Annotated in this window: 19 protein-coding genes and 4 pseudogenes; 20 read left to right on the forward strand and 3 right to left on the reverse strand. The window is 48.7% G+C overall.

Annotated features, from left to right (window positions below):
• The first annotated feature begins 3 nt into the window (after positions 1 to 3).
• From FYC77_RS15925 to FYC77_RS15940, 4 genes are read left to right on the forward strand one after another with little or no spacing between them, the layout of a single operon-like run.
• Positions 4 to 1047: a DUF354 domain-containing protein gene (locus FYC77_RS15925; protein ID WP_149082490.1), complete on the forward strand. Its 1044-nt coding sequence runs from the start codon at positions 4 to 6 to the stop codon at positions 1045 to 1047.
• Entirely contained in the window at positions 1044 to 2975 is a 1932-nt protein-coding gene (locus FYC77_RS15930) for a hypothetical protein (protein ID WP_149082491.1), read from the forward strand. The genes FYC77_RS15925 and FYC77_RS15930 overlap by 4 nt, the downstream gene beginning before the upstream one ends.
• A 17-nt stretch (positions 2976 to 2992) precedes the next feature.
• Positions 2993 to 4210, forward strand: coding sequence for a glycosyltransferase (locus FYC77_RS15935; RefSeq protein ID WP_149082492.1), 1218 nt, complete (start codon positions 2993 to 2995; stop codon positions 4208 to 4210).
• A 5-nt stretch (positions 4211 to 4215) separates the two neighbouring features.
• Positions 4216 to 4965, forward strand: coding sequence for a ParB N-terminal domain-containing protein (locus tag FYC77_RS15940; protein ID WP_149082493.1), 750 nt, complete (start codon positions 4216 to 4218; stop codon positions 4963 to 4965).
• A gap of 42 nt (positions 4966 to 5007) precedes the next feature.
• Here FYC77_RS15940 and FYC77_RS15945 read toward each other — a convergent pair whose 3' ends face one another.
• Positions 5008 to 6663 (reverse strand): asparagine synthase-related protein, encoded by a 1656-nt coding sequence (locus FYC77_RS15945; RefSeq protein ID WP_162354545.1) that lies wholly within the window; start codon positions 6661 to 6663, stop codon positions 5008 to 5010.
• A gap of 311 nt (positions 6664 to 6974) precedes the next feature.
• The gene (locus FYC77_RS15950) at positions 6975 to 8438 is read right to left on the reverse strand and encodes a flippase (RefSeq protein ID WP_149082495.1); all 1464 of its coding nucleotides are present in this window, start codon (positions 8436 to 8438) and stop codon (positions 6975 to 6977) included.
• 206 nt (positions 8439 to 8644) lie between these two features.
• Between FYC77_RS15950 and FYC77_RS15955 the strand changes: the two genes are divergently transcribed.
• Entirely contained in the window at positions 8645 to 9619 is a 975-nt protein-coding gene (locus FYC77_RS15955) for a sugar phosphate nucleotidyltransferase (protein ID WP_149082496.1), read from the forward strand.
• A gap of 525 nt (positions 9620 to 10144) precedes the next feature.
• Here FYC77_RS15955 and FYC77_RS15960 read toward each other — a convergent pair.
• On the reverse strand, positions 10145 to 10408 hold the full coding sequence (locus FYC77_RS15960) for a MarR family transcriptional regulator (RefSeq protein ID WP_202911851.1): 264 nt from the start codon (positions 10406 to 10408) through the stop codon (positions 10145 to 10147).
• A 233-nt stretch (positions 10409 to 10641) separates the two neighbouring features.
• Between FYC77_RS15960 and FYC77_RS15965 the strand changes: the two genes are divergently transcribed.
• The 15 genes and pseudogenes from FYC77_RS15965 to FYC77_RS16030 form a co-directional block, all read left to right on the forward strand.
• Positions 10642 to 11061 (forward strand): hypothetical protein, encoded by a 420-nt coding sequence (locus FYC77_RS15965; RefSeq protein ID WP_202911852.1) that lies wholly within the window; start codon positions 10642 to 10644, stop codon positions 11059 to 11061.
• Complete coding sequence (locus tag FYC77_RS15970; RefSeq protein ID WP_149082497.1) at positions 11054 to 12055, forward strand: hypothetical protein; 1002 nt, start codon at positions 11054 to 11056, stop codon at positions 12053 to 12055. Before FYC77_RS15965 ends, FYC77_RS15970 begins: the two co-directional genes overlap by 8 nt.
• A 282-nt stretch (positions 12056 to 12337) precedes the next feature.
• Positions 12338 to 12616, forward strand: a complete 279-nt coding sequence (locus tag FYC77_RS15975) for a DUF433 domain-containing protein (protein ID WP_149082498.1) — start codon at positions 12338 to 12340, stop codon at positions 12614 to 12616.
• Positions 12613 to 12972 carry a DUF5615 family PIN-like protein gene (locus FYC77_RS21070; protein ID WP_394349027.1) on the forward strand — a complete coding sequence of 120 codons (360 nt, stop codon included), beginning with the start codon at positions 12613 to 12615 and terminating at the stop codon, positions 12970 to 12972. Before FYC77_RS15975 ends, FYC77_RS21070 begins: the two co-directional genes overlap by 4 nt.
• A gap of 57 nt (positions 12973 to 13029) precedes the next feature.
• Positions 13030 to 13630, forward strand: a pseudogene (locus FYC77_RS15980) (hypothetical protein); the annotation flags it as partial.
• 279 nt (positions 13631 to 13909) lie between these two features.
• Entirely contained in the window at positions 13910 to 14449 is a 540-nt protein-coding gene (locus FYC77_RS20765; protein WP_238386988.1) for a DUF7342 family protein, read from the forward strand.
• On the forward strand, positions 14449 to 14937 hold the full coding sequence (locus FYC77_RS21075; RefSeq protein ID WP_149082499.1) for a hypothetical protein: 489 nt from the start codon (positions 14449 to 14451) through the stop codon (positions 14935 to 14937). The genes FYC77_RS20765 and FYC77_RS21075 overlap by 1 nt, the downstream gene beginning before the upstream one ends.
• On the forward strand, positions 14885 to 15115 hold the full coding sequence (locus tag FYC77_RS15995) for a hypothetical protein (protein WP_149082500.1): 231 nt from the start codon (positions 14885 to 14887) through the stop codon (positions 15113 to 15115). The genes FYC77_RS21075 and FYC77_RS15995 overlap by 53 nt, the downstream gene beginning before the upstream one ends.
• A 12-nt stretch (positions 15116 to 15127) precedes the next feature.
• Positions 15128 to 15424: pseudogene (locus FYC77_RS16000) on the forward strand (zinc ribbon domain-containing protein); the annotation flags it as partial.
• A gap of 95 nt (positions 15425 to 15519) precedes the next feature.
• A complete protein-coding gene (locus FYC77_RS16005) occupies positions 15520 to 15855 on the forward strand; it encodes a helix-turn-helix domain-containing protein (protein ID WP_162354547.1) in 336 nt (111 codons plus the stop codon).
• Positions 15852 to 16310, forward strand: coding sequence for a type II toxin-antitoxin system VapC family toxin (locus FYC77_RS16010; RefSeq protein WP_149082502.1), 459 nt, complete (start codon positions 15852 to 15854; stop codon positions 16308 to 16310). Before FYC77_RS16005 ends, FYC77_RS16010 begins: the two co-directional genes overlap by 4 nt.
• Before the next feature lie 85 nt (positions 16311 to 16395).
• Positions 16396 to 17163: pseudogene (locus FYC77_RS16015) on the forward strand (hypothetical protein).
• A gap of 336 nt (positions 17164 to 17499) precedes the next feature.
• On the forward strand, positions 17500 to 17838 hold the full coding sequence (locus FYC77_RS16020; RefSeq protein ID WP_149082503.1) for a toxin-antitoxin system TumE family protein: 339 nt from the start codon (positions 17500 to 17502) through the stop codon (positions 17836 to 17838).
• A 20-nt stretch (positions 17839 to 17858) separates the two neighbouring features.
• Positions 17859 to 18308, forward strand: coding sequence for an HVO_A0114 family putative DNA-binding protein (locus FYC77_RS16025; protein ID WP_202911853.1), 450 nt, complete (start codon positions 17859 to 17861; stop codon positions 18306 to 18308).
• 38 nt (positions 18309 to 18346) lie between these two features.
• Positions 18347 to 18825, forward strand: a pseudogene (locus FYC77_RS16030) (hypothetical protein); the annotation flags it as partial.
• Between the last annotated feature and the right edge of the window lie 96 nt (positions 18826 to 18921).

Genomic DNA, 18921 nt, shown 5'->3' on the forward strand with positions numbered 1-18921 from the left:
TTGATGAAAGTACTAGTCCAAATCACTCATCCCGCACATGTACACTTCTTTCGCCCCTACATTGAAGAGGCGGCTGATCTCGGTCACAATGTTCGCGTGATTGCAATCAGAAAGGAGATGTCTCTTGATTTACTGGATTCATATGGAATTAGCTACGATATCGTCTGTCAGCCTGCAAAACGGGATATTAACCAGATCCGCACACAAATGCGACTTACGCGGGGCACTTACCGGGCTGCAAAATCCTTTAACCCTGACGTTTTGACCGCCATTGGCGGCACCTCGGTTTCACATGTGTCAAAGTTAGTAGATGGAAAATCGTTGGTGTTCTACGACACCGAACACGCTACGTTGCAAAATAGCATCACATATCCGTTTGCAGAACGAATTTGTACTCCGGATTGTTATCAAGATAATATTGGACCTAAACAAGTTCGTTATCCTGGGTATCATGAATTAGCATATCTTCACCCAGATCGTTTTGAAGCGGATCCGTCTGTGCTTGAAACAGTTGGTGTAAGTGAATCAGACTCAATAGTCATCTTACGTATCGTCTCGTGGGAGGCTGCTCATGACGTTGGAGAGGATGGGTTTGACGATATTCGAGATGTTGTTCAACAATTAGAAAGCACAGGTGCCAAAGTTTTGATCACGTCTGAAGCACCGCTTCCACGTGAACTTGAAACAAATCGTGCATCAGTACCTCCGCATAAGATGCATGATCTAATGAGTTTTGCAGATCTATTTATCGGTGAAGGATCAACAATGGCCGCTGAATCTGCTGTTTTAGGTACCCCTGCTATCTATGTTTCATCAATTGAACTGGGATACACAAATGAATTAGAAGAAAAGTATGACCTCGTGTACAACTGCTCTGGGGAAAATAAGCAAAAGAAGGCTATTGAGAAGGCAATATCTATCCTAAGCGACAATGACCACCAAATTTGGCAACACAGACGTGAAAAGTTATTTGAAGATAAAATTGACACCACTCAATTCATAATAGAGCAAATATCGGATATGGCAGGCCATTCTTCTAAGACATGAGCGACAATTCAAGGAATGGTGTGCAGTCATTCAGAAATCTCATAAATAATCCACTATTATTGTCTATTGCTGTAGTTCTCATAGGGGTGATTGGACTCATTACTTATGCCATCATACCAAATCCATATACACTTATATACCCAATCGCACTTATTTGTGGGGGATTAGTATTTCTAACATATTTCATAACTGCAGGCGATAGTAACGTTTGGCATAAACGCGCAAATATTAATTTGGATTATAGAATTGTAATTATTCTATATTTCTTCATCGTCTCTGTTTTACTTGCCACCTATTATGTTAACTCTCCCGGAAGATCACTTAGTGTTCATGCTGCAACACTTCTGCTTTATGTATTCACGATCATGGTAATATTGGCTACTAAATCGAAATTGTCCATAATATTTGTGATCATCTCTGGATTAGTGCATCGAGCAACAATTTATTATTCTAGCTCACTATATATCGGAAATGATGTCTTCCTCCATAATCAGACTGCCAAGTTAATTTCATCTAGTGGACACCTTCAACCACATATCACTAACCGATATTTCACATCGCCTCTGTACCATATTTCTGTTGCGGCTGGTGACCAAGTCTTAGGGACCTCAATTAGGCACAGTTCTTTCTTACTTAATGTAGTACCATATATTGTTGTATCTGCATTAGTAGTTTATTTAGTAACTCTGTTAATTATCAATCATCAGATTGCGCAAATAGCATCACTTCTATTTTTGAGTGCTGACTTTGCGATTGAGCGTTCGATTCAACCTGCGAGTACAACGATGGGTGCAATATTCTTCACTACCACAATACTTTTCCTCATAATATATATAAGTGAGAAGGATAATAGATACCTATTACTATTGATATTTTCATATTTTGCTACGTTGCTTTCTCATCAATTGTCTGCATTTATATTATTTGTATTTGTAATTTCGTACTGGGTCTCTACCTATTTCCATGAATATAGGTCTACTAAAGGATTGAAGATGGTATGCAGTATCTTATTCGTGACATCAATCCTCCATTTACTAATTAGTTCTGTTGAGAGTGGAATGAGCTTCTTTGACATTTTATTTTTACGATGGATAAGTCATTTCTCAAGAGCTACTTCAAGTGATGGGTTTACTGTTCCTGCTGATGCAGATGCATTTATATTAGGATCCTCTAGCTTAAATAACATTCATGTGATCGGATCTGGAATTCTACTTGCAGGTGCAATCTTTGGAGCGTTGCTTATACTTACGACTATCGATGACAATCGAGAAACATTCGCAGTTGGTGGAGCAACGGCAATAATGTTGGCATTAGCGATGTCCGGTCCCCTAGTCGGTCTAAGAATATTAATACCGTGGCGCTGGTTTCCATTTATCTACGTACCACTTGCAATCTTGGCAGCCCCAGCATTTTTCTACCTAATTAAATCGACTATTGAATATGGAAAATTGGGAACTATGGTGAAGGTATGCCTTCTCATAGGACTGATAGGTCCGTACATAATGCTTATGGGTGGAAATTTTGCAGGAGCATATGATGACCCAGTGTTTGACTCAGCACCAGCTGCGGAGAGTTATGGAATTAGTGACAGAGAAGAATACATATTCTCACATATCGGTGAGTTTGGTGAAACACAGCATCCTATTTTAGCAGATGCTCGAGCTAGCCGAGTGTTACATCATTACTATGGTGTTGACGCAGAGACCGTCCGGATGACTCATTCAAACCCAAATAGCATTTCTGACCGAAATCAACACGATCTGTTCTTAAACAGGGAATATACGCAGTCAAAACAAGCCATTTATCAATTGAGAACGGACAAAGGTACAAATCGTGTACACGGGGTTATCCCCATTGGTGAGGTTAATGAAAACAGAAAGTCGTTGGTCTATTCGGATGGGCACAATGAGGTAGTCGGCATTAGATAGTACATCTACTGATACCTATGGATAATTCTAGATCCAAAACAAGCGATAGTAGCTGTGAATTAGAAAATAAAAATCTACTAGTTGTATCACACCAATACAACCAATTTGTCAAAAGCCAAGTCGATGAATTATCGAAATATTTTAACTCGATTACCGTTCTTGCAAGGTATAATCAAGTTGCAGATTTCATCGCACGATTTGGGGTTGATCGGATTAAACCATATTCATCTTCCATGAAGATCAACTTGGATGGGAAACCTAGTAATGTAGAGGTGATCGGTGTACCCCTAACATATTTACCACTCTCTTTCGGACGGATTAAACTAGGTGACCGACATGCGAAGAAATGTGATTCAATGATCCAAAATCACGATATCGATTTTGATATCGTCCATAGTCATCTTACGTGGACCGCAGGATATGCAGGCCACCACATAAGTAAAAAGTATGATAGTCCGCATGTGATAACTGTCCATGAAAATAAAGACTGGTTTTTTGAAGAGGTTGAATCCAATAATGAGAAAGTGCACAGTGCCTGGAGAAATGCTGATCACTTGATTCGTGTGAACCGTTCGGATTGTGAATTACTCGAGCAGTTTAACCAGAATGTGTCGTATATTCCTAATGGCTTTGATGTTCGACGTTTTGAACGCCTACGAAAACAGGAAGCAAGGGATCATCTTGGATTAGAAAAAGACTCTGTATTATTATTCTCCCTTGGAATACTAACTGAAAGAAAAGGATTTCAAAACGTAATAGAGGTTCTTCCTAATCTGATAGAAAATAATAATGTGAAATATGTTATTGGTGGTCAGGGACCATTTGAATCACAGCTGAAGAAGCAAGTGGAATTAGTCAATATGGATGATTATATCCAATTCACTGGTTATCTACCAAACTCAGAATTGAAGTACTGGATGAGTGCTTCTGATCTGTTCGTCCATCCAAGTTATAGTGAGAGTTTTGGGTTAGTCCAATTAGAAGCATTGGCATGTGGAACTCCTGTTGTTGCTGCTAAAAATGGGGGGAGTGAAGAGGTAATTTCATCTGAAAAATACGGTTTGTTGTTTGACGACCCTGATGATCATAGCGCTTTACTTGCAACAATTAATGAAGCTCTCGAAAAGCAATGGGTAGAAGAAGAATTGGTAGATTATGCAGAACAGTTTACAATCCCCAAAGTGTGTGAAGAAATTGCGACTCTATTCCAAACTCTCCTCGATGAGTCTAATTAATTGACATGTGGTCATTCAATCCAGAACGGGCGAAGATCACAATACTATCCTATGTTGTCGCTATATTGGCCATTCTCTCGAGACCACTTCTTTATCCATTTCGAAAGCTAAAAAGTGTAATTTTCCCTAGTGTTGCACCACCCCGGAAAATTATTTACGTTGATCCCAGTGATATTGTGTTTCAATGTGGTGAGTTCAATAATAACCCATTTAGATATGATGGTCGGTTCAGCTTAGCGTATTATGCTGGATCGGAAGTGAGAGGGGGGGACTGGGACAAAGATAGAACCAAGATCTCTGAATTACCAAAATACCGTTCGATAAAGCAGCGATACAAAGAAGGCCGTGATTGGTGTGAAACCGATGTATATCAACACCTCCTATCGAAAATAGAGGAGAGAGGAAAATATGATGGCTGTGAAAATAAAGAAGATATTATCCGTCGCTATGAACAAATCGATCAATTATACGAAAGTATTCGCACTGAAGGATTCAAAGAGGTTGGAAAATTAGATCACGTAACAGTGAATATTGCTCGCGACGGCGAAATCGTGTTTAACGGGAGCGGTCATCATCGACTCTCCATTGCTAAGATCTTAGGAATCGATGAAATCCCCGTACGCGTCTTAGTAAGACATAGGAAGTGGCAAAGAGTCCGAAACCAAATAACAAGCGCTTCCACATGTACTGAGCTGTCTGAGACGATCGTTGATAATCGGTCTCATCCTGATCTGGAAGACCTCGTGGAAAAGTAACTTTTGTCGCCAACTTTCTATGAAGTGGCATTGATTCAATGACTAAAATTGTGTATTTGAGTAATCGTTCAAAGTTATTTTTTCGTTGGTACTATGCTCAATGACTTGTAGAACGGTGAGTAAGTTCCCCAATTCTTCGCGCGAATACTCACTACTGTTTGAAATTATTAGCTTAATTTGATCTTTAGAAAGGGTATCTGCAGAATTTCCATCATCAATACAGTCATTTAATACACGAATATACGCTGAATCACTGCTAGCTCTGCCTTTATCTAGCCCCAGGATGGATTTTCCAACGGGATTTATGACTTTTCTTAACGAGTTGTATTCTGACAGCCATGAGTACGATTTACGAATAGCGTTGTGTCGAAACGATCCAGGGGGTGCTCCGAACATCGCGTTATTCACCGATAATAGCTTTGGATCAAGTTGCTTGATGAACGTATCATAGAATCCATTAGCTTCTTTTTGCGTGTTGGGAACCAACATCGCCTCTTCAAACACAGTAAATGAGTAAAACGGGCTGGCCGTCCAGAAGAAGCATCGATCCCGATCTTCACCTTGAAAAAACCTATTCATTCCCCGTTCCCTAATCACAAATCGGACATATTTATCACTGTATGATGATTCAGGATAAGATTGGAGTCGGTCATGAATGGATTGATAAATTTTGCTTGGTGAAATTTCTACCATCTTCGCTACTTTTTCAACAGTATAATATGAATTATTATCAATTATATAATCGATGAGGTTTTTCTCCGAGACAATTCTTCTGTTAGGTGATAAATCGGGCATGACTTTGTCCCCTCCATTTCCAGTATACAACACCATCGAGTCACCAAATATGTCTAATAGTTCTGCATTGTAATATAACAAATATGCAGACGTGAGATGGTTCATTCCACCTTTCAGAAAGAGTAGGTCCTGCAAAGCGTCTCCAGAGGGCTCTTCAATATAGAACCGATGCCAATCAATATCGAATGCACGAGCTAGTTTTAGAGCGCCCATAATATCTGGCTCATCAACTCGATTGTGGTCAAACGTCGCTGACGAAACATTGTTGGTGTCCGCGATACCAGCTAAGACAGATCTTGAATCTAGGCCACCACTGAGTGAAACTACGTCTATTCCAGCATGTTTCGTTCGGTTTTCACACACTGATGAAAATATATTTGCAAGATCTGTTGCGTTTTCTTTAACAGTTTTACCCTTTCTTCTCTGATTACTCACATCAAATGTGTGTGTGCTATAAGATTTGACGTCTCCATTACTCACGACGATTAGTTCTCCTGGAGACATTCGTTCGATATTCGAATAAAATGTTCGTGTACCGAGAGGATATCCAAATAATAAGTACTGTGCGACAGCCAATTCGTCAATTTCTAAACTGTTGAGTAGATTAGGGAAGAGGAACTCATTCCTTGCTGCAATTGTGTAATGGTTGTCTGTTGAATAATAGAAGGGGAGTCGACCGAGGAGATCGTTTACTATCAGTACTCTTTCGAGAGGTTTGTCAAAGATACAAATAAGAAAATCTCCATCTATTCCGTGCAACCGATCACCAATATAATTTGCTAATTCCCTATCGCTTTTGTTTCTGATTATTGATCTCAGGTCGGCCGTGAGTTGTTTTGCATCTTCTGAGTAGATTTTTCCTTCTATTACGATTGGTATTTCATCGTTGTCGTAGAGTTGCACTGGATAATTTGGATATGTCGATGACAATAGGAAAAAATCATCATCCTCATACAAACTTTTAGACGTCACCCTCTCTCGAGATAGAGACTCAATAGTTTTTAGCAGATTGTCTGTTTTATCAGTGGGGGAACAAAATGTCAATCCAGGAGCCATATAATGTGGTGTAATGGAGTTCTCTTAAGTATTTATATCGAGTGTCTTTCTATCGATCCAGTTCAGGTCCAATGGCCGAATGCGACGGTGACCAATCACTTCAAAATATTAATCTTTGTTCTCACATTCCAATTGGAGTAATGTCAATTTTAGCCACTTCATGTAAGCTTTGAATAAACCTTTTTGGTGTTTAAAAGGCCCGTGCTTGTTACAAGAATGAACCAAGTGACTACGCCAACACCAACCATGACAAATAACGATATAAAACCATCCAGAAAGCCATTTGTTGAATAAACAACTATTGACATTATCAGAGTTATTGTGAGAATCACACTAACTTGGCGCACTAGATGAATAATCTGAATTTTAATCTCTGTATGCATAATATAAACATTCACGATTGTGTACATCGCATCAGTGATCACCGTTGCGACTGCAGCACCGATAACGCCGATCCGCGGTATGAGGATAATATTGAAAATTAGATTTAATACCGCGGCCACGCTTTTTGCGATTGCTCGTTCTCGAGCGCGTCCAAGAAAATCGAGTCCATTGTCAGTTAGAACTTTAACAGATTGTAGCACAGCGTAAATACCCAATATTTGCAGAACGGGAACTGCCCCAGCATACTCTTCACCGAAGACAATATAGATTAGCGGTTCAGACACTAAAATAAGACCGGCAGCTGCTGGAATGTACAACATGAGACCATGGGTAAGGGCCTCTTCATAGATTCTAGCCGCAATATCGGTATTTCCTTTGACCTTTTCTGATTCATACGTGGGCGAAAGTGTAAACCCAAGTGCTTCGATAGGTGTAACAATAAACTCAATGATTTGTCTACTGAGTGTATAATACGCTACACCAATTGGTCCAATAAAGACGCCCACTAAAATAGTATCAACTCGTTTATCAATAATTCGTGCAGTACTCGTAGCAGTTAGTGGAACGGTGTATTCTGCGATACGACGGCGAAGGCCGACCTCTATCCCGGACGGTGAAAATCCACGATAAAATCGGAAATATAAAAAACCTAACCCAAGAGCAGCTGCCGCTGTATGAGCAACAATATAACCAACAAGGGCGCCCACTGCACCATAGCCGAGAATAACGAATCCAATAGCGAGTACGGCACGTAAACCTCGATCAATCGCTTGTAGTGCCCCAGCAGGCTTGATGGCCTCGAAGCCTTGGAAAATTAACCGCACGTACGTTGCTAATGTGGCGAAAGCAACGAAAAAAACACCCAGCACTAATAATGGTGCAAGATCTGGCTCACCGATCAAGTCCGCTAAAAAATTATGGCCAATAAGCAGTAAAATGCAGACAATTAAAATTGAACCAATATTCAAAATGAATGAGAACTTAATAATATGTGGTATCTGATCAGGATCGCTTTCTTTATATTTCGAAATATAGCGCGCTGCGGATTTTGCGATCCCTAGTTTACTGATTAGTTGAATAGTCCCAAGAACTGAGATAGCGAGAAATAACAGTCCATAACCGTCGGGGTCAAGGAGTCGAGCAAGAACTATGATCAGGATTGCTCCAGAAATAACTGAAACGGCTCGACCCATGAACTCGGCTTTAAATCGATCCCCAAGTTCAGATGCGAGACTCACTATCGGTTGCTATTCATTGGAATACTACTATCTATCGATGTTCTACGGAAAATATATCGTCGAAAACCCGTTATATATTTTTAATATATATCCATGATTTGACTGATAGTTAACCCTATATTCTTGATTAGTTCGGTTGATGCTTCTAATAATGGATGTTCTGCTCGGTAGGAACATTTATGTCGGGTTGGTAAAAGGCCAGCAATATGGATGCAGTTGTCTTGGCTGGCGGATACGCAACGAGGATGTGGCCAATCACCAAACGTCGGCCAAAAATGTTCCTTCCTATTGATGACACCACTGTTGTTGATCGAATCTTTGAGGAGCTCGAGGCGGATGATCGAGTTGAGAATGTTTACGTTTCTACGAACGCACGTTTTGCGGACGAGTTTCAGTCTCATTTAGAGAAGCAATGTTACGAAAAGCCAACACTATCAATTGAACAAACAAGCAGTGAACGCGAAAAACTTGGCGTAATAGGTGCAATTGAACAGCTTATTGAACGGGAGTCGCTTAGTGAAGACACAGTCATTATCGCTGGTGATAACTATATTAGCTTCGATATAAGTGAGTTCATTGACCATTTTCAACATTGTGGGACTCCAACGATTGCAGCATACAATGTTGGCTCAACTGAGAAAGCATCGCAATACGGGGTAGTGAAAGTAGAAAGTGGCCAGGTAGTGGATTTTCAGGAAAAACCTGCTGATCCACGTAGTTCGCTTATTTCAATTGCCTGCTATGCGTTTCCGGCGGATACCCTCAAACGTGTCCATTCATATCTAATCCATGGTAATAATCCAGACGAACCAGGCTGGTTCATTCAATGGTTACAAAGTAGACAAACTGTTCACGCCTTCTCATTTGACGGGGCCTGGTTCGATATTGGAACACCTGGGTCGTATCTCGATGCAATTGGTCATCAACTCAATGGAGATGTTTCTATTGACCCGACTGCAACAGTGAAAAACAGCGATCTGGGCTCAAATGTCCATGTAATGCAAAACGCCAAGGTTATTGATGCAACACTGGACAGAGCTGTTGTTTTCCCCGATTCGAGTGTTTTGAATGCCTCTGTTCGAAATTGCGTCCTTGACGAATCATGCGTAATTGAGGGTGTAGATCTTGATGGAAGTGTGATCGGATCATACTCACAACTACGTAACGAAATACCAAACTAACTTCACTACCCACGAGTGCCACTTCACTAAGTTACTGAATCGAGAGGTACGACGTATTTCTGTCCTCGCGCATATGCGTCGGCGCAAGTCTTTGCTTCGCCGTCAACCCATGAAGGGTCGAAAGATTCACGCATTCTCTCCCCTTCGCGTTCATTACCGGTCTCGTTGCGTACTTCAGCGTTGGAACTCTCGGTCAGATACTCCAACCGATCGGGTTTCTTGGCGGGGAAATGGGAGTGATCGTTGCACTCGCAGCAGCTGGTGGTGTGATCGTTCACCTCGTCGTAGACCAAGAACTGTGAGAAAGAACTGTTCGAGACTGAATGATAGCTTGTCAGTTATCTACCACGGGTGAGAAAGGGGCGACGCGATCGAGGTGCGAGACGTAGCCCTCGTGAACGAAGTGAGCGAGGGATCAGTGAGACGTGACTGAAGGGAACGTCTCACGGAGTAAGCACCAAAACAGAGTGGGGAGCGCAACGAGTCGCAGCCCTCCGAGTGTGTCGGGGCTTTCTGAATGGTATACTATTCAGAAGGCGCTTCAAGCTCTTGTCCATCGATTTTTCCTTCGAGAAAGGCATTACCCTGATCAGAAAGCTCGTAGAGGCCGGTGTCTACGGACCCGAGAAGGCCAGCACCAACCAACGCACCGCATCGTTTGCTCACGTATTGCCGGTCGTAGTCGATGTTCACTGCGAGGACATGTGGCGAGACGATAATCGGGTGCTCGTCGAAAAAGAGCAGGATCTCGTAGTCGACAGGAGCCATCCAGGAGACCCGCTCAACCATCTGTTCCCGATAGCCCGTTAGCGGAACAGAAAAATCAGTACCATCCGCGCAATAGAAAGCTATGTAGCTTTGATTCTGTGTACTACGTACGTAGTTAAGATTTATGTCAGTGGGGTGTATCTATCCTGATACGGACGCTACATGTGACTCTTCGCGAACTGAGTCACAGAATCGCGGCCCGGTGTTTGGGCCACCGGATCCGCGCCAGCCTCCGTAGAGCAAGTACGGAAGCCATGACAGACGACGATTCACGGGATACTAAAACTCCCGACCGACAGGACGAACCGACTCCCGACACGCAATCCTCCATCGAAACCCGCCTCGAGCACCTGGACATCCTCACCAGATCGCTGCTCGAGGATCTCGAGCGACCGGATCGAACCCCCGCGATCGACGAGACCGACCGACGAGCGGTCCGGCGTCACATTCTCCAGATCAGGGCGGAGGCGAGTCAGGCGGGGCTCCGACTGGTCGGCCCGGAGGCGACGATGCCCTACCGGCCGGGTGCGGATCGCGACGGCCCGCGCCGGGGTGGACTCGTCTCCTCGTCCGAGGGCCCCATGCCCGGGTTCCTCGAGTCCGATCCCTCGAGCGACGAGCCGACCGACGATCGGCGAACGGGCGACCACGACCGGGGTGGTGACGATGAGTAACCGCGAGGCCGACCCGGCGGAACGTCTCGACTCGACGGAACGTCTCGACTCGACACAACGCCTCGACCCGACGGAACTCCTCGACCGGATCGAGACACTCGAGGCGACCCTCGAGCGGCGTACCGCCCGGATCGACGACCTCGAGTATCAAGTGGACGATCTCGAGCGCGACGTCGACGACCTCGAGTCCCAGGTTGAGAACCTCGAGCGCAACGTCGACGATCTCGAGCACCAAGTGGACGACCTCGAGCACCAGGTGAACGATCTCGAGCGGGAACTCGAGACGAAAGACGACCGAATCGCCGAGCTCGAATCGAACGCCGATCCGGCACAACCCGAGTGCAATCCCAATCGCACGCACCTCGAGTGCAAACTCGAGGCGGTCTGTAACAAGGCGAACGCGAACAAGGCGCGGATCGCGGAACTCCAGTCGCGCGAACTCGAGAAGGGGGCACACCTCCGGGAGGAACTGGTCGACGAACACGCCGTCGACGTCCCCGACGGCCGCCTCGAGCGGTTCACGAAAGACGACGGCCAGCAGTACTACCGTCTGCCAGAACACGCTGATCCACTCGAGCGCGGCGAGGTGTCGCTCGCCTACGGCGACCTGCTGCCGATCCAGCAACTCGCCAGGATGGACGACGACATGCTGCGGTCCTCCGCGAACGCCCTCCCGACGAGACTCGCCGCGAAACTCTGGCGGGCGCGAACCGACTCGAGCGTCGGCGACGATCCCTGGGAACGCGGCTGCAAGGGCGTCGGCGAGTATCTGAAAGCCAGCGATCTCAAACACTGGATCCGCCGGCAGGAAGCTGGTATCAGCGACACCGACGCGAAGAAGTTGGTCTCACGGGTGATCGACGCCATACTGGATCTCTCCAAACACCGGGTTGCAGTGAGGAAACGCCAAGAGAGAAAGAACGGCCTCGAGTACACCGAGCGTCGGTTGGTGCTTCCCGAGGATGCTGAGATCCCAGGTGAGGGAGGTGAGTAGGCCGGTGACAGCTGGTGTCCTCGGGTGACCGGGGACAGAGATTCAGAAAACGCCTCGAGAGAGGTTGTCTGACTCTTTAAGAAGACGAATCACAGCACGAACGCGGGTGTACGAAGGTTGGATAGCGGTCGGTATCTCGCTCGAGTGGTCCTCGGTGGGTACACTGAGAGACCCACTCGAGCCGTCCGCCGAAAGACAACAGCTGTCGCCGGCAGATTTTCGTGATCGAGTTTCCGAATCCGAGAACGCTTATGTGATGTGCGACTAAACTAGGAACGACTCATGGCTACCATCGTGCAAACGGACGACGTACTCGGTGGAGAACCCCGTATTGACGGGACACGCGTGGGTGTTCTCGACGTCTATGAACTCGTAATCGATGGTGGGAACCCACCTGCAGATGTTGCGGATCAACTTGACCGATCGCTTGGTGAAATCTATACCGCACTCGCATACTATCACGAGCATCCTGAAGAGATGCGTCAGCTCCGCCGAGAACGCGACGAAGTACGAGCCGAACTCGCAGAAAGTGCGTTACAACCCCCGGAACCAGCACAGTGACTGTCTCATTTTGTACAGATGAACACGTGCCGAGTGTCTTCATCACTACTCTCCAATCGAGTGGCTACGACGTGATCAAAGCGAATACGATCTTCGGCGAAGGAACGAACGATCGTCAACTCTTGGAGTACTGCGCCGAAAACGAGTATCTATTCCTAACCCACGATAAGAAGGACTTCAGTGGGCCAGTCAGCAACGGCGTAGACCATTCAGGGATTATTATTTATACAAATCCAGTACTGCTTCGGGACGATCCCGACGGAGTCGTACGAACGCTTGAACGCGTTCTTGGGTATTATTCGCCGCAGGAACTCGCTGGCGAGCAAATCTGGTTGGATCAGTGGCACTCCTGTTGATGGTCCAAATGTCTACGCGGATAGATAAGCGCTCGGTCGATTCGAATTACCCAGCAAAATTACCACTCCGTCGACATTGCCAACGATCGCCGTAAGCGACTCGCGAACGCCGACGGGAGGCGGTATCACCGTACCGTAACAGGCTAACCCGCTCGAGCGCGGCGAGGTGTCGCTCGCCTACGGCGACCTGCTGCCGATCCAGCAACTCGCCAGGATGGACGACGACATGCTGCGGTCGTCCGCGAACGCCCTGCCGACGCGACTCGCCGCGAAACTGTGGCGGGCGCGAACCGACTCGAGCGTCGGCGACGATCCCTGGAAGCGAGGTTGCAAGGGTGTCGCCGACTATCTGAAAGCCAGCGATCTCAAACACTGGATCCGCTCTCCTCAGAAATCTTCGATTTCTGATGGGCTGTACAAGAGCGTCGTTCTTGCGAACGCCAGGAAGCCGGCGTCAGCGACACCGACGCGAAGAAGTTGGTCTCACGGGTGATCGACGCCATACTGGATCTCTCGAAGCATCGTGTCGCCGTTCGGAAACGCCAAGAGCGGAAGAACGGCCTCGAGTACACCGAGCGTCGGTTGGTGCTTCCCGAGGATGCTGAGATCCCAGGTGAGGGAGGTGAGTAGGCCGGTGACAGCTGGTGTCCTCGGGTGACCGGGGACAGAGGTTCAGAAAACGCCTCGAGAGAGGTTGTCTGACTCTCTACGAAAACGCACTCACAGCACGAACGCGGGTGTCCGAGGGTTGGGTACCGGTCGGTATCTCGCTCGAGTGGTCGTCGGTGGTCATACTGACGGACAGAGGTTGGAGGAGATCCTGACGACAACAGCTGTCACTGGAGGTTCCACGGTATCGACTAACTTCGAGCAGCTTGGAGCCCAGATAATTAACTCGAAATAAATTATTTGACGGAGCAGATCTTAGAGGAGGATAATGGGAGATTCAGATCACGGTACGTGGACAGAAACGATGAGTGGTCGTGAACGGGTCCGCGAAGTTGTCGATATGTTGAACGAGCCAACACCTGTCCAAGAGATCGCTGACCAAGCGGAGGTTTCACGGGCAACAGCTGACGATGAACTTCAGCGCCTAGAGCGGGACGACTGGGTCATCGAAACGACAGTTGACGGGACGAAAGCATACGACGCGAATCCGGTTCGGATGCTCTTTGACGAGGTCACCACCCTCATCGAGGAGCATACGCGGGATGAGTTGGAGGTGCAACTCACAGAGCTGAAAGAAGAACAAGAAGCATTAGCGGCGGAGTTCGATGCCAGTTCACTCGAGGAGTTTCGGGAACAACTCTCCGAAGAGAAATTGTCGGCTTCGGAACTTCGTGAACGACGGAATGTAATCGCTACATGGGAAGCGGTCAACACGGAACTCGCGCTTGTGAAGCATGCACTCCACCTGTATGGCGATGTCGTCGAACTCTCCTCACCGAAAAACAACCGCTACTCCTCACTCGCCTGATGGTCGTTTTCCTCGCGAATCGAGCCAACTTACAGCGGAAGCGGCTTCACGATCGTATCCGAAACCGTCTCAGTGGCGAGTTCGATGGTGTTCACCGACGCCGTACCGAACCGCGAGAAGCGGGGTCGTATCGCGTCGTTGGTACGGTGAACCCACGAAAGCTCCTAGACGATGAAGAGTATCTGACGACGACCGCACGAGTCGAAGTTGGATTCCAACTGCAGACGGGCGAACCGTACGAGTATTACTGGTTCAACTGGATCGAACCGGATCGACAACTGCTGGTCGGCTGGCATCAGGACGATACACACGACAATCTTGGACCAGTTCACCTGCAAGTGAACGATAGCGCAACAGCTGTGGACCATCAGCCAGCGAACTTCATCGACTCACACCCGCTCGACGTTATCGAGCGGAGACTCGAATCACTCCCCGATGCAGTCACTGCAGTCGAGTGGGAAGACGGACGACCGGTTGGACTTCGGTAACAAGTGCAAACAGGAACGGATGATAGAACTGCAGTCCCGCGAACTCGAGAAAGGCGCGCACCTCCGCGAAGAGACGGTCGACGAACACGTCGTCGACGTTCCCGATGGGCGTCTCGAGCGGATCACGAAAGACGACGGCAAGCAGACACTTTCACTCAAACCCGATGTGATCGACTGATCCTACACCAGCCAACAATGCTCGAAGTGTAGCTGTACGCTCGAAGAGAATCGTGACGGCCAGCACTTCACGTGTCTCGACTGTTCGTACTCGGCGAACGCCGACTACAACGCAGCGAAAAACGTTGCCCGGAAACTCGCACTCAAACTCCAGCAAGGGCAGAAGTCCCCTGCTGGAGGGGCGTTCTGTCAGTACGCCCTGAACTCGGGGACGATGACCGTGAATACCACTGAAGTGGCGTCCGACGCCTACGTGTCGGCAGAACGGGAGTCCACCGACAAGCCAACGGTTTCAGCCGTTGGTAGCTGACCGGAACTCTGTGAGCCGTAGTGCACAGAGTTATATCGGTACACTACGTAGTGAGTTATATGAGTCGGAATGATCGAGGTGAGTACTCATCGACAGTGACGGACGAGGAAATCCTTGCATTCATCGCTCGCGAGGATCGGCCAATCCAGACAGCACAGTCAATCAGTGATCAGTTCGGTATCGACCGCTCGCAAGCCTATCGACGGCTCCAACGTCTTTCCGACGATGGCGTTCTCGAGCGATCAAAGGTTGGAGGGAGAGCTGTCGTATGGTGGCTCTCTACCGAGAGTGAGCGGGCAAGCGAAGTACTAATCAGTGACGTCAACCCAGACGATCCACTGTTTGATCGGGAGACCTTCGCGGCAGGAGAGCCGACCACTACCTCCGAACGCATCGATGACATCCTCTACGGTGACGCTGGACCGTCATGAGCCAAGAGACACCGACTCCACTATTCATCGACACCGGCGGGTTCTACGCAGCGTATGTCGAGGACGACGCTAACCATGATCGAGCTTCAGCTGTGTTCGATGCGATTCAGGCTGGTGAATACGGGCCGATCGTTACGAGTCGGTACGTTCTTGCCGAGCTCGCAACCGTGATCCTCTACCGGAAAAGCCACTACCACGCTGTCTCGACGCTCGAGGAGCTCCGGGCCTCAGAAACGATCAATGTGGTTCCCGTGACTGAGGACATATTCGATGCGGCAAACGAGCAGTTCGGAGACTACGATGACCAGGAAATCGCCTTCTTCGATCACCTTGGCGGTGCACTCGCTCGTGAATACGGGATTGAGCATGTCTTCACATTCGATCCGGACGATTTCCATACGCTGGGGTTCACTGTCGTTCCAGTCGATACGGCAGACGGCTCTCGTCGCAAATGATTCTCGTCAGAATCCGGCTACTGCTCGAGTCAAGGCGTCAAACACCAACGAGCAGTTAATCGACTAGTTCGACGACGGCCTTGCCATCCTCGAGAGACGAATCGAAGCCCTCGAGCGACAACTCGACCGGAAAGACGAACGCATTACCGACCTCGAGACCCGACTCGAGGAACAGAACGAACACCTCGCAGAAACCGAGCAAGCGTGTGATCGCCTCGAGAAAGCGACCGACGCAGCGCTGAACAAGGCAAGCGCGAACAAGGAGCGAGTAACCGAACTCCAGTCACGCGAACTCGAAAAAGGCGCCCACCTCCGTGAAGCAACCGTCGACGAACACCTCGTCGAGGTCCCCAATGGGCGTCTCGAGCGGGTCACGAAAGACGACGGCCAGCAGTACTTTCGATTACCGGAGCAGGCCGACCTACTCAATCGAAGTGAGGTCTCCCTCGCCTACGGGGACCTCCTCCCGATCCAGCAACTGGCCCGGATGGACGAGGAGATGCGTCGCTCCGCTGCAAATACAGTTCCCACACGGCTCGCAGCGAAGCTGTGGCAAGCACGGACTGACGATAGTGTCGGTGACAATCCCTGAGAGGAGGGCTGCCGAGAGGTCGGTGAGTACGTCACAGCAAGCGATCTCAAACACTGGATCCGCCGGCAAGAAGCCGGCATCAGCGACACCTACGCGAAGAAGCTGGTCTCGAGAGTGATCGATGCTGTTCTCGACCTCTCGAAGCATCGGGTGGCCGTCCGCAAACAGGCGAAACGAAAGAACGGCCTCGAGTACACAGAGCGGCGGTTAGTACTCCCTGCCGACGCCGAGATTCCCGGTGAAACAGGAGGAGGTGAATAAGCGGCGGTGACAGCTGGTGTCCTCGGATGACCAGGGACAGTGGGTTACAGCACGCCTCGAGAGGGGATTTGTAACTCTCTGGGACGCCTCACTCACAGCAGGACAGCGGGTGTACGAGGGTTGGGTAGCATCGGGTGTATCCCTCGAGTGGTCGTCGGTGGTCATACTAATGGACAGGGGTAGGAGGTCATTCTGACGACAACAGCTGTCACTGGAGGTTCTTAACTTGTAGCCGCCGTCCTTTCCCCAGTACTATGCCCCGAGGACTTGATCTGCACCCCATTGGTCTGTTGACCAATATCCTTATTGTATTGGCCGGTGAACCAATAGTAGAGGATGGCCTCTCTGAGCGATGATGACCTCGACGGGATAAGTGACGGGGAGAAGTACCCAGATGGGACCGTTGTCCGCGTGTTTTGCATGCGGACAACCCGCGACGCATACCCATCTGGCTGGGCCTACAAGCTCCACTACGGTGCGACGGAGCCAGACCCGCCCCGCACCCTTGACGATGGGACGATTCGTCGGTACGATAACTCGCACGAAGACACGAAAGGGCACGAACTCCACGTTGCACCGGATCCCGAACCAGAGATGATCGAATTCCCGGGAATGGTTGAACTCTGGGAACGGTTCTGGAGCGAAATTCCGAAATCCGAGTTCGAGGTTCAGTGAGCCATCAGAAGGTGATACCCATGACCGATACCACGCCGCCACTCCATCCAATGGAGCGCGAACAGCTTCGCACTGAATCCACGCTCGTCGTGACCGTGAAGTCGTCCGCCGAATTCCACGACGACGTAACCAACGACATTGAGGTGCTGGAACAGGGAGAAAAAGTCGACTCCCCACCGGAGCTTTCATTCACGTGTTACGACGATCTGATGAAGACGCTGACACCGCGCGTCCTCGATCTGATCGAAGCGACCCGCCAGAAAGAGCCAGCCAGCATTAACGAGACCGCACGAATTGTCGACCGGGATGTGAAGAACGTCCATGAAGAGCTCAATCGGCTTGCCCAACTGGGTATCATTTTCTTCGAGGAAGATGGGCAGCGTAAACGTCCAGTTGTCTGGTTTGATGAACTCGTGATCAATCTTCCCTTTGATCCAGAAGCAAGTGATACGGCACCCGCAGCACCGTGAACATATCGTCGACCGTCACGATATTGGCTTGAGTGTCTTCCAAAGACGACGGCGAGACCTAGTCCGCCTGTCTGAGAGTGCGGACCCACTCGATCGAGGGGAGACGTCACTCGCCTACGACGACCTCCTCCCGATCCAGCAACTGGCCAGGATGGACGAGGAGATGTGCCGATCATCTGCGAATACGGTCCCCACACGTCTTGCAGCGAAACTGTGGCAAGCCCGGACTGACGACAGCGTCGGCGATAACCCCTGGGAGAACGGCTGTCGAGAGATCGGCGAGTACGTCAAAGCAAGTGATCTCAAACACTGGATTCGGCGACAGGAAGCCGGTATCAGCGAGAGTTACGCGAAAAAGCTGGTCTCGCGGGTGATCGATGCCATGCTGGATCTCTCGAAGCATCGCCTCGCAGTGAGGAAGCGCCAAGAGAGGAAGAACGGCCTCGAGTACACAGAGCGGCGGTTGGTGCTTCCGGCTGGCGCAGATATTCCTGGTGAGACGAGGGGTGAAGAATAAGAGCCGGTGACAGTTGGTGTCCTCGGGTGACCGGGGACAGTGGGTTCCAGTCCGCCTCGGGAGAGGCCTGGTGACTCTTTGGGACGCCTCACGCAC

This window comes from Natrialba swarupiae (assembly GCF_008245225.1).
Taxonomy (GTDB): Archaea; Halobacteriota; Halobacteria; order Halobacteriales; family Natrialbaceae; genus Natrarchaeobius; species Natrarchaeobius swarupiae.

What these genes read in the sequence shown, in the direction of transcription:
- FYC77_RS15925 (WP_149082490.1), top strand. Translation starts at nt 4, where the DNA reads ATGAAAGTACTAGTCCAAATCACTCATCCCGCACATGTACACTTCTTT.
- FYC77_RS15930 (WP_149082491.1), top strand. Translation starts at nt 1,044, where the DNA reads ATGAGCGACAATTCAAGGAATGGTGTGCAGTCATTCAGAAATCTCATA.
- FYC77_RS15935 (WP_149082492.1), top strand. Translation starts at nt 2,993, where the DNA reads ATGGATAATTCTAGATCCAAAACAAGCGATAGTAGCTGTGAATTAGAA.
- FYC77_RS15940 (WP_149082493.1), top strand. Translation starts at nt 4,216, where the DNA reads ATGTGGTCATTCAATCCAGAACGGGCGAAGATCACAATACTATCCTAT.
- FYC77_RS15955 (WP_149082496.1), top strand. Translation starts at nt 8,645, where the DNA reads ATGGATGCAGTTGTCTTGGCTGGCGGATACGCAACGAGGATGTGGCCA.
- FYC77_RS15960 (WP_202911851.1), bottom strand. Translation starts at nt 10,408, where the DNA reads ATGGTTGAGCGGGTCTCCTGGATGGCTCCTGTCGACTACGAGATCCTG.
- FYC77_RS15965 (WP_202911852.1), top strand. Translation starts at nt 10,642, where the DNA reads ATGACAGACGACGATTCACGGGATACTAAAACTCCCGACCGACAGGAC.
- FYC77_RS15970 (WP_149082497.1), top strand. Translation starts at nt 11,054, where the DNA reads ATGAGTAACCGCGAGGCCGACCCGGCGGAACGTCTCGACTCGACGGAA.
- FYC77_RS15975 (WP_149082498.1), top strand. Translation starts at nt 12,338, where the DNA reads ATGGCTACCATCGTGCAAACGGACGACGTACTCGGTGGAGAACCCCGT.
- FYC77_RS20765 (WP_238386988.1), top strand. Translation starts at nt 13,910, where the DNA reads ATGGGAGATTCAGATCACGGTACGTGGACAGAAACGATGAGTGGTCGT.
- FYC77_RS21075 (WP_149082499.1), top strand. Translation starts at nt 14,449, where the DNA reads ATGGTCGTTTTCCTCGCGAATCGAGCCAACTTACAGCGGAAGCGGCTT.
- FYC77_RS15995 (WP_149082500.1), top strand. Translation starts at nt 14,885, where the DNA reads ATGCAGTCACTGCAGTCGAGTGGGAAGACGGACGACCGGTTGGACTTC.
- FYC77_RS16010 (WP_149082502.1), top strand. Translation starts at nt 15,852, where the DNA reads ATGAGCCAAGAGACACCGACTCCACTATTCATCGACACCGGCGGGTTC.
- FYC77_RS16020 (WP_149082503.1), top strand. Translation starts at nt 17,500, where the DNA reads ATGGCCTCTCTGAGCGATGATGACCTCGACGGGATAAGTGACGGGGAG.
- FYC77_RS16025 (WP_202911853.1), top strand. Translation starts at nt 17,859, where the DNA reads ATGACCGATACCACGCCGCCACTCCATCCAATGGAGCGCGAACAGCTT.